This window comes from Mesorhizobium sp. LSHC420B00 (assembly GCF_000503055.1).
Lineage (GTDB): Bacteria > Pseudomonadota > Alphaproteobacteria > Rhizobiales > Rhizobiaceae > Mesorhizobium.
In genome coordinates this window covers 188,878-203,884 of the sequence record NZ_AYVY01000005.1, presented here as the reverse complement: position 1 = coordinate 203,884, position 15,007 = coordinate 188,878, and the positions used below count along the sequence as shown (strand labels likewise).

General features: G+C 59.6%; 13 protein-coding genes and 1 pseudogene. 8 read left to right on the top strand and 6 right to left on the bottom strand.

Going from position 1 to position 15,007, the window contains the following annotated elements:
- The first annotated feature begins 164 nt into the window (after positions 1-164).
- On the top strand, positions 165-1,472 hold the full coding sequence (locus tag X760_RS51340; RefSeq protein WP_023718527.1) for a divalent metal cation transporter: 1,308 nt from the start codon (positions 165-167) through the stop codon (positions 1,470-1,472).
- On the opposite strand, the gene X760_RS77180 is transcribed toward X760_RS51340, so the two are convergent.
- The gene (locus tag X760_RS77180; protein ID WP_198030477.1) at positions 1,465-1,905 is read right to left on the bottom strand and encodes a hypothetical protein; all 441 of its coding nucleotides are present in this window, start codon (positions 1,903-1,905) and stop codon (positions 1,465-1,467) included. The genes X760_RS51340 and X760_RS77180 overlap by 8 nt on opposite strands.
- A 299-nt stretch (positions 1,906-2,204) precedes the next feature.
- Positions 2,205-3,344: a mandelate racemase/muconate lactonizing enzyme family protein gene (locus tag X760_RS51330; RefSeq protein WP_023718525.1), complete on the bottom strand. Its 1,140-nt coding sequence runs from the start codon at positions 3,342-3,344 to the stop codon at positions 2,205-2,207.
- 84 nt (positions 3,345-3,428) lie between these two features.
- Between X760_RS51330 and X760_RS51325 the strand changes: the two genes are divergently transcribed.
- The 5 genes from X760_RS51325 to ugpC all read left to right on the top strand — a co-directional run bounded on the left by X760_RS51325 (position 3,429) and on the right by ugpC (position 8,383).
- Positions 3,429-4,115: a GntR family transcriptional regulator gene (locus X760_RS51325; RefSeq protein ID WP_245278559.1), complete on the top strand. Its 687-nt coding sequence runs from the start codon at positions 3,429-3,431 to the stop codon at positions 4,113-4,115.
- Between the two features lie 109 nt (positions 4,116-4,224).
- Positions 4,225-5,463, top strand: coding sequence for an ABC transporter substrate-binding protein (locus X760_RS51320; RefSeq protein ID WP_023718523.1), 1,239 nt, complete (start codon positions 4,225-4,227; stop codon positions 5,461-5,463).
- A gap of 129 nt (positions 5,464-5,592) precedes the next feature.
- Positions 5,593-6,456 (top strand): sugar ABC transporter permease, encoded by an 864-nt coding sequence (locus X760_RS51315; protein ID WP_245278558.1) that lies wholly within the window; start codon positions 5,593-5,595, stop codon positions 6,454-6,456.
- A 90-nt stretch (positions 6,457-6,546) separates the two neighbouring features.
- Positions 6,547-7,293 (top strand): carbohydrate ABC transporter permease, encoded by a 747-nt coding sequence (locus X760_RS51310; protein WP_245278557.1) that lies wholly within the window; start codon positions 6,547-6,549, stop codon positions 7,291-7,293.
- A gap of 10 nt (positions 7,294-7,303) precedes the next feature.
- On the top strand, positions 7,304-8,383 hold the full coding sequence (gene ugpC / locus X760_RS51305) for a sn-glycerol-3-phosphate ABC transporter ATP-binding protein UgpC (RefSeq protein WP_023718521.1): 1,080 nt from the start codon (positions 7,304-7,306) through the stop codon (positions 8,381-8,383).
- 126 nt (positions 8,384-8,509) lie between these two features.
- Here the strand turns inward: ugpC and X760_RS51300 are convergent, their stop codons facing one another.
- The 3 genes and pseudogenes from X760_RS51300 to X760_RS51290 all read right to left on the bottom strand — a co-directional run bounded on the left by X760_RS51300 (position 8,510) and on the right by X760_RS51290 (position 12,144).
- Positions 8,510-9,331 carry an alpha/beta hydrolase gene (locus tag X760_RS51300; RefSeq protein ID WP_023718520.1) on the bottom strand — a complete coding sequence of 274 codons (822 nt, stop codon included), beginning with the start codon at positions 9,329-9,331 and terminating at the stop codon, positions 8,510-8,512.
- Positions 9,332-9,339: 8 nt separating this feature from the next.
- Positions 9,340-10,903 (bottom strand): annotated as a pseudogene (locus X760_RS51295) (NAD-dependent succinate-semialdehyde dehydrogenase).
- Positions 10,904-10,920: 17 nt separating this feature from the next.
- Complete coding sequence (locus X760_RS51290) at positions 10,921-12,144, bottom strand: iron-containing alcohol dehydrogenase (RefSeq protein ID WP_023718519.1); 1,224 nt, start codon at positions 12,142-12,144, stop codon at positions 10,921-10,923.
- A gap of 329 nt (positions 12,145-12,473) precedes the next feature.
- On the opposite strand from X760_RS51290, the gene X760_RS51285 reads away from it, so the two are divergent.
- Both X760_RS51285 and X760_RS51280 read left to right on the top strand, forming a co-directional pair.
- Positions 12,474-13,175: a GntR family transcriptional regulator gene (locus X760_RS51285; RefSeq protein ID WP_023718518.1), complete on the top strand. Its 702-nt coding sequence runs from the start codon at positions 12,474-12,476 to the stop codon at positions 13,173-13,175.
- A gap of 127 nt (positions 13,176-13,302) precedes the next feature.
- On the top strand, positions 13,303-13,896 hold the full coding sequence (locus X760_RS51280) for a DJ-1/PfpI family protein (protein WP_023718517.1): 594 nt from the start codon (positions 13,303-13,305) through the stop codon (positions 13,894-13,896).
- 131 nt (positions 13,897-14,027) lie between these two features.
- Here the strand turns inward: X760_RS51280 and X760_RS51275 are convergent, their stop codons facing one another.
- Positions 14,028-14,939 (bottom strand): GntR family transcriptional regulator, encoded by a 912-nt coding sequence (locus tag X760_RS51275; protein WP_023718516.1) that lies wholly within the window; start codon positions 14,937-14,939, stop codon positions 14,028-14,030.
- Positions 14,940-15,007: the final 68 nt, after the last annotated feature.

Sequence of the window (15,007 nt, the reverse complement as noted above, 5' to 3'; positions counted from 1 at the left end):
CAAGCGAACTGCGGCAATGCTGCACCCGACAGGATTCGAACCTGTAACTTCTGCCTTCGGAGGGCGCAGATCCTCCGCCAAAGTGGCACGTTTCTACGGTATTGCTATTGGCGAAATCGCGGCAGCTACTGGTGCTGCTGGCTTTGCTCTGTGGACCCAACGCAATGGATGAGCTGGCGGCTTCCAAGAAAAATCGACCGAGTTCATCTGTCTCTCCCGTGAAGAAGACGATCCTCCGCAGACTGGGGCCGGGCCTCATCACTGGCGCGTCGGACGATGATCCATCCGGGATCGGCACCTATAGCCAGGCGGGGGCCCAACTCGGGTTCGCAATCGGATGGACGATGCTGCTGACCTATCCTCTGATGGTCGCGATTCAGGAAATCAGTGCGCGCATCGGAAGGACCACCGGCCACGGCATCGCAGGCAATCTATGCCGCCACTATCCGAATTGGCTTCTACAGTCCATCGTAACTCTTCTGTTCATCGCAAATACCGTCAACATCGGCGCCGATCTCAGCGCCATGGCCGATGCGACGAAGCTTCTAATCGGCGGCCCGACCGTTCTCTATGTCGTCCTGTTCGCAGCCATTTGCGTAATTGGAATCGTTTTCGTGAACTACGATCGCTACGCGCTCATCTTGAAATGGATGACGTTGAGCCTGTTCTCGTATGTCGCTGTCGTGTTTGCTGTGCAAGTTCCCTGGGCCGAAGCACTGGGTGGCGTGCTGGTCCCGCGAATTGTCTGGAGCAACGAGTTCTTCACTACGCTTCTCGCTATCTTCGGCACGACGATTTCGCCCTATCTCTTCTTCTGGCAGGCGTCAGAGGAGGCCGAAGAGGTCCACGCAAATCATCGCAGAAAATCGTTGTTGAGGGCTCCACGTCAGGCGGTCGACGCGTTTTCGCGAATACGCGCCGACACTCTCATAGGCATGGCATTCTCCAACGTCATCGCGCTGGCGATCATCTTCGCGACCGCGGCGACCTTGAACAAAGCCGGCATCACCGACGTCGAGACATCCGCTCAGGCGGCCGAGGCGCTGCGGCCGATCGTCGGCGATTTTGCCTTTGCTATCTTCGCTTTCGGCATCGTCGGGACAGGGTTGCTGGCGGTACCGATCCTGGCCGGCGCGGCGGCTTACGCCATTGGCGAGGCGAGACGATGGCCCGTGGGGTTGTCGCGCAGACCTGGGGAGGCTGTGGCGTTTTACAGCACTCTTGCCGCGGCCACGGGGCTCGGAGCAGCGATCACGTTCGGTCCAATCGACCCGATCAAGGCGCTGTATTGGACAGCCGTCGTCAACGGTGTCGTCGCCGTTCCGGTCATGACGGTCATGATGATAATGACAGGCCAGCCAAAGGTCATGGGCGACTTCACCGTCAAGGGCTGGCTGCGCTGGCTGGGATGGGCCTCCACGATCGCTATGGCGATGTGCATGGTCGGAATGCTCATGAGCTGGTTCATGTGACAGCCAATTGATCACCCGCCGCAGTTCGTATGGCGGTGGAAACCAGGCCGGAAGCTATCTTCGACACTCTATCAAGGTCTCGACGCCCTAGACTATCGCGCTGCCGAAACCGCAGGCTCGAGGCCGAGCCGTCCCACAACAGCTTCAACCGGCATTGGTTGCGGGTTGTCGCCGATTGCTGGACGTTACCTCGAAACGCGCGGGTGCTCTTCAGATCGGGGCGGTCGAGGCGCCGAAGGCTCAGATGACCGATGCCGACGTCGGGATTGCGGCAGACCACACGGACGAGAAACTGGGCTCGAACTCGGTTAACCAGCCGCGACCGCGGCGAGGAGCGTCCGGCGGGCTTGGCGAGGACGCCGAACGCGGCGGAAGACCAGCGGGTCGGCGCAGTATTGAGGTCGCACACGTTCAGTTCCTTCTTGAGAAACATAATTCCAGCACCGAGGAACCCGATCCCGGACCCGCGCGGCAGGACGATGCCCAAATTAATTGGCAGCCTGTTCGATCGAAATCATGGAATGTTCCTGAGAAGACAGCCATGCGAACTCGCTCACGCCGGGTTCTCGAGGTCGAATTGCTTCGACGGCTCGTCGTAGCCGAACAACTCGGCGTAGCGCCCCAGGAGATGATCGCGCGCATCGTGTCGGCACGTTCTTCGGACATGTGGTCTTCGAGGTGGCGTGAATTGTGCCATGCATCGCCAACTCCCAAGCTGGCTCGGTCATTCACTCACTTGCCAGGGAGGCGTGCATTTTCTGGCGCGGTACCCAGTTCCGACCGTATCAGGCACCTTGGTCTCATCCATTCGCCGCGCGCTTTTTCGGACAGTACCAATCCATGGCCAGGTCGATCGGGCGCATAGACGTAGCCGTCCCGGATTTCGATGGGCTGTTCCACCAGATGATCGAAGTTCTGAAACGAATATTCCAGCCATTCGACTTCCGGAAGCGCGACCGCCATGTGCACGCCGATCTCCAGAAAGGTGTTGCCGATGCTGACCGGGATGCCGAGCTCGGCGGCCAGCCAACCAATGTGCATAACATCGGTGACTTGACCGTGGACATTCAGGATGTCGGCTGCGTGGGCTTCCAGAAGAAGCCGTTTGCCTTGAAGATCCAGATACTCGCCGCTGTTGATCTGAGTCCATGTCATTGCCTGCCTGAGCATTCTCAATCCTTCGTGGTCGTGACGCAGGATTGGATCCTCGACCCAGAGAAGATCGTGGCCGGCATCGCGGATCGCCACCAATTTCATTAGCGCTTCCTTCGAGGTCCACGCCTCGTTCGGGTCGATCATGATTTCCGAGCCTGCCGGCACGCAGGTTTTCAACAGCTCCAGGCGCCGCAGATCGCGATCGAAATCCGGGTGGCCGACCTTGATCTTGAAAGCGGAATAGCCAAGCGACGCCGCGTGGGAAAACAAGGAGACGAAAGCATCGTCGTCGAGGTGAAAATCGAGGCCACTGGCGTAGGCTTTCACACGGTTGCGACGACTGCCGAGCAGCACGTGAAGGGGTAGGCCAGCTTCCTTTGCCGCAAGATCCCAAAGCGCCACCTGGATCGCTTCATGGAAAGGCAGGGAGTACGCCCGCTGATTGCCACCGCGCGGGCGGTTCACACGATGAACCAGCGCGATCGCCTTATGTCCTTTCAGCCCCGGCCAAACCTCGTTTTCGAAAACGGTCTCAATCTCAGTCTGGTCGGGCAGGGGATTGAAGAGCGTCTGGATGAAGCCCAGTCCCACTTCACCACTTTTCGAAACGAGTTCCAGCGCAGCGACGTTTACATCGTCGGCTCGAACCTGACTGTCCCCGATTACCCGGTCGCGGGCGAACTGAAATCGGGTTATACGAAAATGCGAAAGGCTCATCACAGGGGCTTTCTGATCGTTTAGTATAACGCACTGATCTATCAGCTAAGATGACTCAGTACCGAATCGATGGAGGTGCCGCAAGTGGCGGGCAAAGCAAAAGCCATCTCTCATACCCTGGTGGCGGCCACCCGTATGAGCGATGTTGCCTACGAACGAATTCTGGAACGCTTGTTCGACAGGCGCGTTCCGGTCGGGGCATTCGTTTCGCAGAGCGAACTGTCCGCGATCGTTGACGTGCCCGTCGCTCCGCTTCGTGACGCTCTGCGCAAGCTCGAGGCGGAAGGAATTCTCACCATCCATCCACGCTCCGGAATCCAGTTCATAAAACCTGGCATGGAGCTCACGCGTGCCACCTACCAATTCCGCGCCATCATAGAGCGATCGGCAATTCGCGTCTTTGCCGAGCAGGGCGATGAAGCCGTCATGAATGCCTTGGAAATGCGGCACTCCCGGCTGGTCCGGCGCATCGAACGGGAGGGTGTGGGAAAGGAGCAACTGGAGGAGATGGATGCGCTGGAGGGAGAGCTGCATGGCGCAATCATCGGCGCGCTGCGCAATCCCTTGATCGATAGCACCTATCGGCGCATGCACAATTATCTACGTCTGTTGCGGCTGGACAGCAAACTCACCTCGCCAATCATGATCCGGACACTGAAGGAACACCTCGACATCCTTGAGGCTTGCAGCACCAGGAATGCCGACGCTGCCGAAGCAAAGCTGCAGTCCCATTTCCAGGCGGCCATGCAGCGGAACCTTGGTCTGGTCTGACACGTCGTTGCTTGCCTCTCCGGCGCGGTTGCACGGCTTGGGAAATGATGTTACCCAACACTCCAACTGATCGATCAGTCTGCTGATCTGATATCTTGGAGGAGGTCGCATGCGGTTGAACAAAAGGCAGTTTCTCGTGGGTTCGGCGGCCCTCGCGATGGCAGGGCGCATTGGTGGTGCCCGTGCCGCGAGTGCCATCAGTTACTGGCACCACTTCACCAGTCAGTCGGAAATGGCCAGCTTACTCAAGATCATCGGATTGTTTCAGGCGGCCAATGCAGATGTGGCGGTGACCCAGGAAAACATCCCGAACTCGGAATATATGGCCAAGGTTTCATCGGCCGTGCTGGCCGGCGGGCGTCCCGATACCGCCATGGTGATCGCCGAGCGCTTCGCCGATCTTACCGCGATGGAGGGATTGATCGATCTTACCGAGCGCGTGAATGGGTGGGAGGGCAAGGCGAACTTTCCCGACAACCGCTGGACCGGGCTTTCAAGCAATGGCGTCATTTATGCGGTTCCCGCCTTCGCCTTCGTTGACTGGATGTACTACCGCGCAGACTATTTCGAGGAAGCTGGACTGGCGGGGCCACCCCGAAATTTCGACGAATTCCTTCAGGCATCCCGCAAACTGACCAATCCTTCGAAGGGCAGGTATGCCTTCGGCATGCGCGCCGGCGCCGGCGGTTTCAAATATGTCATCGATGTCATGGAGGCGTTCGGCTCGCCGATCGTCAAGGATGGGCAGCCGGCCATCGAGAGGGCCGCGGCGATTGAGGCGATAACGTTCTATTCCGATCTCTTCCTGAAGGAAAAGGTCGTGCCGCCGAGCGCGCCCCACGACAGCTACCGTCAGATCATGGAAGCCTTCCGCACCGGGCAGACTGCGATGGTGTGGCATCATACCGGTTCGCTGAACGAAATCTCGAGTGCGATGAAGCAGGGCGAACAATTCTCGACCGCGCCGATGCCGGCCGGTCCGAAGGCGCATGTCGCTCGCGTCGCGTACGCCGGCAACGGCGTCATGAAGGAAGACAATATCGAGGCTGCCTGGCGGTGGGTGAGCTTCTGGGGCCAAACGGACGCTGCCCTGGCCCTGCTCGAGGGGACCGGCTATTTTCCGGCCTCCGCCGCTGCGCTGCAGGATCAGCGGATCACCGGCAATCCGATCTATAATGCGGCGACGGAAACGCTCAAGTTCGGACGCCTGCCGAACAATTTCGTCGGCGCCGCGGGCTGGTCCGAAAATGTCGTCAATCCCGCTTTCCAGTCGGTGCTGACGGGTCAGTCGACGCCGGAACAGGCAGTAGACCGCATGATCCAGGGCCTGGAGGCGGCGCTCCGCTGATCCCCGGACGTGCAGCCGTGCTCAGAACGCAACGGGACGGTGCTTTCGCATCGCAGATTCATGATAATAAGCTCGAGCAGATATCTGCCTATGCGGGCTCTCGGCGAACTATCCGAGACCCGATACTGGATGTATTTGCTGCTCCTTCCCAGCCTCGCCCTTATCCTTCTCGTGATCGCCTATCCGACGCTTTACGGGATGGCCATCAGCTTTCGCGAGATGCGTCTGACGCGTCCCGGGTTGGATGGCTGGGTCGGCTTCAAACATTATCTAGCGATGTGGTCAGACCCGGTATTCTGGATCGCATTGAAGAACACCGTCGTGTGGGTTGCTGCCGCGGTCGTGCTGGAACTATCGCTTGGTCTTCTCGCCGCGACAGCTCTCAACAGGGATTTGCCGGGCACGAAAATCTTCGCCGTGCTCATCCTGCTTCCCTACTTCCTACCCAATGTCGTAGCGGGTCATATGTGGGCCTTGCTGCTCGATCCGCGGCTCGGAGTCATCAACGATCTTCTTGTCCGGCTAGGCGTCCTGCAGGCCTACAAGGCATGGTTTGCTGATCCCAATACTGCGCTTGCGGCGACCATTCTCGTCGAGGCCTGGCATGGGTTTCCATTCTTCGCGCTGCTACTGCTCGCGGGCCTGAAGGGTATTCCCGAGGATCTCTACAGGGCAGCGGCGGTCGACGGCGCAGGCCTGGCGGCACAACTCAGGCTGATCACCTTGCCCATGCTCAAGACCGTCATCGCGGCGGCAGTGATCCTGCGCGTCATCGGTCTGGTCAATTCGCCCGATCTGCTCCTCATTCTCACCGGTGGCGGACCGGGAGATGCCACGCAAGTGCTGTCGTTGTACGCCTTTCAGACTGCCTACAAGGAGTTCAATTTCGGCTACGCATCCGCCCTGTCGGTGGTGATGTTCGTGACCCTGATGATCTTCGCGGCCGGGTATATCCGCATCTCCAGGATTACCAAAGGACAGGGCGATGATTGAAAGCAAGCGTCACCGGCGGATGATCGCGAACATCGCCACCTACATCGTGCTCGCAAGCCTGACGGTGTTCTGTTCGGTCCGATGATCTGGATGTTCCTGACATCCCTCAAATATGAGGCCGACATTGTCACCCAGACGATGCAGTACCTCCCGAGCCGCGTTACCTTCGACAATTATGTCGCCATCTGGACGCAGTCAGGTTTCCCACGGCTTATAGGCAACAGCCTCGTCGTTACCTTGCTGACGGTGACGATCTGCGTCGTCACGGGCACGCTTGCCGCCTATGCATTTTCTCGCTTCGCGTTTCGAGGCCGAGATCAGCTCATGCTCGGCTATCTTGTCGTTCGCATGTTTCCCGCAGTCATGATGATCATTCCCCTTTATGTTGTTATGCGCGGTGTGGGGCTCGTCGACAGCCGTTTCGGCCTAGCGCTTGCCTATACGAGTTTCCTGCTGCCGCTGTTCGTGTGGATGCTCAAGGGGTTCTTCGATTCGGCACCTAAGGAACTCGAGAGCGCGGCTCGCATCGACGGCTCGACAAGGCTTGGCGCCATGGTCCGTATCGTCATGCCCCTTGCGCGGAACGGCCTGGTCGCAAGTTCGGTGTTCATTGCCATCGCGGCCTGGAATGAGTTCCTGTTCGCCCTGATGCTCACGACCGGGCAGGGGTCTCGCACCTGGCCCGTGGGCCTGCAACTGATGGTCGGAGAGTTCCAGCTTCCTTGGGGCGTTCTGGCGGCAGGCGGCATTCTCAGCATCATCCCGGTCATCGTGCTCTTCGCGATTGTCCAGCGAACCATGGTTCAGGGGCTGACCGCAGGCGCCATCAAAGGCTAGGAGTACTCGCATGGCGACACTTTCCATCAGGGACGTGCGCAAGTCCTATGGCTCCGTACAGGTTCTTCACGGGGTCGACATCGAGCTCGAGGACGGAGGCTTTCTGGTTCTGCTCGGGCCGTCCGGATGCGGCAAGTCGACCTTGCTCAACATGATTGCCGGCCTCGACGACACGTCCGGCGGTGACATCCTGATCGGTGGACGCTCGGTCCTCGACCTTGCGCCCAAGGACCGCAATATCGCGATGGTGTTCCAATCCTACGCGCTTTATCCCACCATGTCGGTCGCGAGGAATATCGGCTTCGGATTGGAAATGCGTGGCGTGGGCGCCGACCAGCGCACGCGTGCCGTGGAAGATGCCGCGCGAATGTTGCAAATCTCCCATCTGCTCGATCGACGCCCCGCCAACCTTTCGGGCGGACAGCGGCAGCGCGTTGCGATGGGCCGCGCGATCGTGCGCGACCCGGAGCTGTTCCTCTTCGACGAGCCATTGTCCAATCTCGATGCCAAGCTTCGCGTGGAAATGCGCACGGAGATCAAGCGCCTGCACGAGCGTCTCGGCACGAGCATCGTCTATGTCACGCATGATCAGATCGAGGCGATGACGCTGGGCACCAAGGTGGCCGTCATGAAAAGCGGCTACATCCAGCAATTGGGCGATCCGCGCACCATCTATGAACGGCCCGCCAATATGTTCGTGGCAAGTTTCATCGGATCTCCGGCAATGAACTTCCTTGCCGGACGACTGGTCCCGGATTCGGAGGGTGTCCTGTTTCAAGCGAGCGGTGTATCGATCGTGTTGCCGACGCGGAACCGGCAGGTGGGCTCTGAGCGACCGGTGATGTTGGGCATACGGCCTGAAGAGCTGAGAACCGTTGCGGAGAATCGAGCTTCGATCATTGGGGAGATCGACGTGGTAGAGCCCACCGGGCCTGAAACCATGGTGACTGTGCAGGTCGGCGAGAACGCGATCATCGCGCGCCTGCCGCCGAGGTTTGCCGGCCGGCGCAAAGAGCCAATATTTCTTGCCGTCGATCCGGCGAGCGTCAACCTGTTCGATCCGGATAGCGAGCAGCGCATCGACATTTAGGACGTGGATACCAGCGGCTGGACGCAGTGGCGCAGGGATCCGCGATGTCGCCTCGAACTCATCCGGAGCGAATGCGGACCGCTTGCGGTCAAGCTGCGCTGGGTGAGCGGTATCTCGGCAGGGTAGTCAGCGGGCCTTGGCGATCAGTTCTGTCAGGCAATCAGCAGCCTCGGTCCCTGGCACGCCAAGATCTCTGACACTGTCCATGTGGTTGCGGTTCGGGAGCACATGCGACGTTACCAACGATCCCTGCCGCACCAAGCTTGCTTTGAATCGATCGGCTTGCTGATGGAAGGGTGGCGTCTCATTGGCTCCGACCAGAACCGCCGCCCTGGTTTGAGGATCATGCCGACAGGCGAGCGGCGTAAACATGGCGACTTCCTCGTCGGTTATTCCAATCTCGTCGGCGAGAAAGGAATCCTGGAGCGGTTTCAAATCGTAGAGCCCGCTCAGCAGAAGGGCTGCCCTCACATTCGAGGGGGTATGCTCGCCGTCGAACAGAAACGTTGCAAGATGGGCTCCTGCCGAATGACCACTGACAGTCAGGGCCGCCGGGTTTCCGCCATGATCGGCGATGTTGGCGAGGACCCACTGCTTGGCGCGGCGCACCTGGTCGACGATCGTCGCCATTCTGACCTTGGGCATCAGAGCATAATCAAGGATGACGGCAATGGCCCCGGCCTGGCTAATCGTCGTCGCGACATATGAATAGTCGCGCTTGGAGAACATTCTCCAGTAGCCGCCATGGACAAAGATGTGCACCGGCAGCGCCGTTCTTTTCCCCGCGGGAAAGAACAGATCCATGGTTTCGGTCGGATCCGGTCCGTAGGCCACGTCCGCAGTCATCGCAATGGTGGCGCGGGCGGCCTCGCTGCGGCCAACGAACTCCTGCACGATTTCGTCAAAATCCGCGACGTGGTCGCGGATGCGAAAGGGATCGCCTTGCATTCTTCTGCTCACATGCTGATGGCGAGGTATTTCGCCTCCATGAACTCGGCAATGCCATGATGCTGCCCTCCCTCGCGGCCGAGCCCACTCTGCTTGACGCCGCCGAAGGGGGCTGCCGGATCGGACATCAGCCCCCGGTTGACAGCGATCATCCCGGCCTCGATCCGGGAGGCCACCCGCATGCCGCGTGCCAGATCGCGCGTGTAGATGTAGGCAGCAAGCCCATATTCGGTGTCATTGGCGCGTGCGATGACCTCAGCCTCGGTGTCGAAGCTCGAGATCGGCGCCACGGGCCCGAATATCTCCTCATGCGCCATCTTTGCGTCACCTGGCACGTTGCGAAGCACTGTAGGAGGGTAGAAGAAACCAGTTCCGGACAGGACTGAGCCGCCGCACATGACCCGCGCGCCGCGTGCGACTGCGTCGATGACAAGGCGATCTATTTTCTCGACCGCCTTTTTCGTGATCATGGGTCCGCATTCCGTGTCCGGGTCGGTGCCAGGGCCGACCTTGAGCGACGACATCCGCTTCTCGAGGCCATCCGAGAAGGCTTCGTAAATGCCAGATTGCACGTAGAGGCGGTTGGCGGCCGTACAGGCCTCACCGGCGTTACGCATCTTGGCCACCATTGCGCCATCGAGCGCCGCTTCGAGATCGGCGTCGTCGAACACAATGAACGGTGCGTTGCCGCCGAGTTCCATCGAACACGNCATCGAGCGCCGCTTCGAGATCGGCGTCGTCGAACACAATGAACGGTGCGTTGCCGCCGAGTTCCATCGAACACGAAACCACATGCCTGGCAGCCTCTGCCAGCAGAGCGCGACCCACACCCGTCGAACCGGTGAAGGAGAGCTTGCGCACTCGCGGGTCGGCCAGCATGGCGGCTGTCAAAGGGCCGGGACTGGAGGTCGTCAGGACGTTGACCACCCCCGGTGGCACGCCTGCGTCCTGATAGAGCGCGGCCAGCGCGTAGGCGGTAAGCGGGGTCTCGCTGGCTGGCTTCAAGATCACCGTGCATCCAGCGGCAAGTGCTGGCGCGATCTTGCGGGTCGCCATCGCGGCAGGAAAATTCCACGGCGTGATCAGGACGCAGATGCCGATCGGTTCGTAGTCGACCACGATGCGGTTGGTGCCGGAAGGCGCAATACCGAATTCGCCAGTAATGCGAACGGCCTCCTCGGCATTCCAGCGGAAAAATTCCGCGGCATAAGCGATCTCGCCGCGGGCATCCCGCAGAGCCTTGCCGTTCTCCAGCGCAATGAGAGTCGCCAGCGCCTCGGATCGTTCCGTCATCAGTTCAAAGCAGCGTCTGAGGATCTCGGAACGCCTTCGCGGCGACGTTGTCCGCCAGCCGTGGGCTGCCTTGGCAGCGGCGTCAACGGCAGCGGCCGCGTCGTTCACGGTCGCATCGGGCACAGCGGCGATGACAGCCTCGGTCGAAGGATCGACGACCGGAATCACCCTGCCATCCGCGGACTGGCGCCATTGGCCGCCAATATACAGCCCGTGCGAGATTGTGTGGAAGTCGCTGATGCCCTGATCATCCGACAGAACCTGTGAAAACGTGTTCATCTCGATATTCCCGATTGTTACATGATGCTGGCGAGGTCGCCATCAAAGGCGGCCTGGACCAGGCGTCGCATGGACCCCAAGTCGAATGGACGCGGATTGTTCTTGATGAGGCGCTCGATACCAATCGCTTGTTCCGCCGTCCAATCGAGCTTATCGGCGGGCAGCCCCAGTTCGGCCAACGAGGGGGTGATCCCGATTGCCCCAAACAGCCGACTGACCTCGCCAATGGTCGCGTCGGCCAACTCTTCGGGCGTACAGCCCTTTGCATCGAGGCAGAGCGCGTTGGCGATCTCGGCCATCTCGGTCGCTGCGGCTGTTTTGTTGTACTTCATGACGTATGGCAGCATGGTGGCGACACCCAATCCGTGAGGGGTGTGGGTTATCGCGCCAACCGGGTATTGCACGGCGTGCGCTGCCGCTGTGCCGGCCGTTCCGAACGCACAGCCGGCGGCCAATGCACCCATCATCACGTCGGCCCGGGCGTCCTCGTCAGAGGGCTGGCGGTATGCCGTTTCAAGGCTTCGGCCAAGCAGCTTGATCGCCAGCACGGCGAAATGATCGGTCAAAGCGGTTTTGCCGATAAAGACATGTTTTTGCGGAAGGCCGGGATCGGTCCCCCGCCTGACGGCGGTGAAGGCCTCGATTGCATGCGTCAGCGCATCGGCGCCTGCGATCGCCGTCAATGCCGGCGGGCATGTCATCGTCAGTTCAGGATCGCAGATGGCCGCGGCCGCGATCAGATACGGGCTGGAGATGCCGACTTTCAGGGTGCGATCCGGATCGGAGATTACGGCGACCGGGGTCACTTCAGAGCCCGTGCCGGCTGTCGTCGGTACCGCGATCAGCGGCAGCGTCGGGCCGGGCACCTTGAACTCGCCGTAGTAATCCTGGAGCTGACCGCCGTGAGTGATGAGCAACGCGGCGCATTTGGCCATATCGAGACAACTGCCGCCGCCAATGCCGATCACCATGTCGGGCGCGAACCTCCGTGCTTCCTCGACGCAGACGGCAACGGTGTCCCGGGGAACGTCGGGTAGCACGCGGTCATGCACCAGTACGTCTATCGAGCTGGCTCGCAGCGCCGCGACGATCTCTCCAAACGGGCCCGTTGCGGCAAAACGTTCATCGGTGCAGACGAGCACGCGACGCCCCAGCCTGGCCGCGACAACCGGAATGACGTGGCGTTGGCCCTTCCCGAAGAGGATTTCGCGCGGCAGCCTTATGGCAGCGAAAAGGCTCATTATCTGCATCCTGTGATGATGTCTGGATTGGAATGCGAAAGGCCGTTCAACTCGGCCCAAAGGCTGGGTTTGACGTCAAACCCCACTTGCAGCACGCTTGCGTTCCGACGCGTTGAACCATCGCCCGGAGCGCTGACGGTCCGTTCAGGCTCGGACGGTGAGGAAGCCCGGACCGCGGGGGCGGCCCACTGCTCCAGCAGGGCCACCGCAAGTACGATTGCTTTGTCTTGAAACAGCCTCAAATTATATCCTCTATAAAATCGTATAGGATATAGGATTGCATTAGCCGGAGCATCATGTTAGCAACTCAATGTGTCAAGAGGCAAAACATGCAGGCCATGAACTTACCCAGTCTAGACGAAGCGAACCTCGCCGGCGGGCGTATCCAGCGCTCCAGCAGCCTGGTTGAGGATGTCTACGAAGCGATTTTTGCGCAACTCATGTCGCTGAAGATTGCGCCGGGCTCGCGCATCACGGTCGACAGTCTGGTCAAGGAATTCAACGTCTCCCACACGCCGATCCGCGAGGCGCTCGGCCGGCTCGAAGGCGAAGGCCTGGTGCTGAAGACGCATCTGATCGGTTACCGCGCTGCGCCGCAGATCACGAAACGACGGTTTGACGAGCTCTACGAGCTTCGCCTGCTGCTCGAGCCTCATGGCGCGGCCAAGGCAGCCGCGCTCATGGACGAGGTAAAGCTCGCACAGCTTCAGGAATCGGCGGGCGTCATGGCGCGCCGTGAAGGCAAGGACGAGCGTCTGAGGTATTCCAACTTCGCCCGCCAGGATGCCATTTTCCATGACAAGGTCATGGAATTCGCCAACAACGAACTCGTGCGCGAGACGCTGGCGCACCAGCATACCCACTTCCACATATTTCGCCTGATGTTCCATTCGCGCGTCACCGAGGAGGCGCTCGACGAGCATGAGGCCATTCTGGCCGCTTTCGCTGCGGCCGATCCTGCCGCTGCCGAGCAGGCGATGCGTCGCCATATCGAGCATTCCCGCGACCGTTTGTTGCTGGCGTTCGACTGAGACTGTCCCGATGTCTTTGATCACAGGCCAGTGCCAAGGATACTTCCCCGATTCACCCTTCTAGAAAGTCAAACCCACCGGGCGAGTACAGGTCTCGCCCGGCCGTTGTCACAGGAAAGGTACGACCATGCCAGGCAAAAAGATCCTGATGCTGACCGGTGAATTCACCGAGGAATACGAAATCTTCGTCTACCAGCAGGCGATGGAAGCGGTGGGCCACACGGTTCACGTTGTGTGCCCAGACAAAAGCGCCGGAGACCTGATCAAAACATCGCTGCACGATTTCGAGGGCGATCAGACCTACACCGAAAAGCTCGGCCACTATGCGCTGATCAACAAGACCTTTTCCGACGCTGAGAAGCAGCTGGAGCAATACCACGCTGTGTACTGCGCCGGCGGTCGTGGGCCCGAATACATCCGCACCGACAAGCGCGTGCAGGCGATGGTGCGCCACTTCCACGAAACCAAAAAGCCGATTTTCACGATCTGCCACGGCGTGCAGATCCTGATTGCGGTAGACGGCGTCGTGCGTGGCAAGAAGGTCGGCGCACTGGCGGCATGCGAGCCCGAAGTGACGCTTGCGGGCGGCACCTATATCGACCTGTCTCCAACGGAGGCATATGTCGACGGCACGATGGTTTCAGCCAAGGGCTGGACGGCGCTTGCAGCGTTTATCCGCGAGTGCCTGAACGTGCTTGGGACAGAAATCCGCCACGCGTAGACCTTTGTTCCGACGCATCCAAAAGGGTGCGTCGGTTCCCCTGTTCTGGAAGGGTACTGTCACCGCAATTCGGCTTCGGATCATAAACGCCCGCATCGCGCTGTTTGCCCCCCAGGTTCAAAGCTCTTTCGTTATGCATTGATGCTCGTTTCATCAAATCCCGTAAGCGAACGCATCAGTGTTTCCCTTGCTGAAGCCAGATGCGCTCGGCAGGCTGCCTCAATCCGAGTGGAGTTGCGGCTCTCAAGCGCATCGATATAGGCAATGTGTTCGTGGATTGCGGCAAGGTTGCGCTGCTTTTCGTCCTGCTTGTTCCACTGATAGTGGTAGTGAAAAATGAACGTGATGATGTCGTAGAAGTCATCGATGAAGCGGTTCGGTGATGCCTCGTTTATGAGCCGGTGGAACCGATTATCCAGGCCGGAGAAGTCGTGAAAGCGGCTCTCAATTCGCTCCAGCAGGTCGGCATGCGCCATCTTGAGCGCGGCGAGTTTCGACCATAGCGGAGAGCTATTCGGCTGCAGTGAAAACAGTTGTGCCGAACGCAGTTCAAACATCACCCGGATCTCGAAGAGCTCAAGTGCAAAGTCTTCAGTGAAACCCTTGAAAAGCCAGCCTGTATTCGGCCTTTTCTCGATCAGTCCAAACCGGCTGAAGCGGATCAGGAATTCGCGAATTCCATTGGTCGCAACACCGAATTGCCGTGCAAGCTCAAGCTCATTGATGCTGGTTCCGGGCCTGGTGTCACCCCGCAGCATCCACTCCATGAACTGCTGTTCGACATGCTTGGCGCGAGGCGTAGTTTCGGCGTCCGGATAGTAGTCGTTGTCGCCGACCGCGCGGCCCGTCGCTCTGAGGCCGTGGCGTTCGGTGACAAGTTCGCGGTTAAGAAGTTCTCGCAGGACCTTTCGGACGGTTGTGCGGCTGACGCACATTCGCCGTCTAAGCTCATTTTCGGAAGGAAGTTCGCCGGCCAATTGTCCGTCGCGCAGCATATTTGCAGCTCGATTGAAGGCCTTCTTGTAGACGGTGTCCGTTCTCATCGGATTTCCTTGGAACAATACCTTGTCCTTTTTAGCATGAACTTTATCCATAAAAAACAACTTGACCC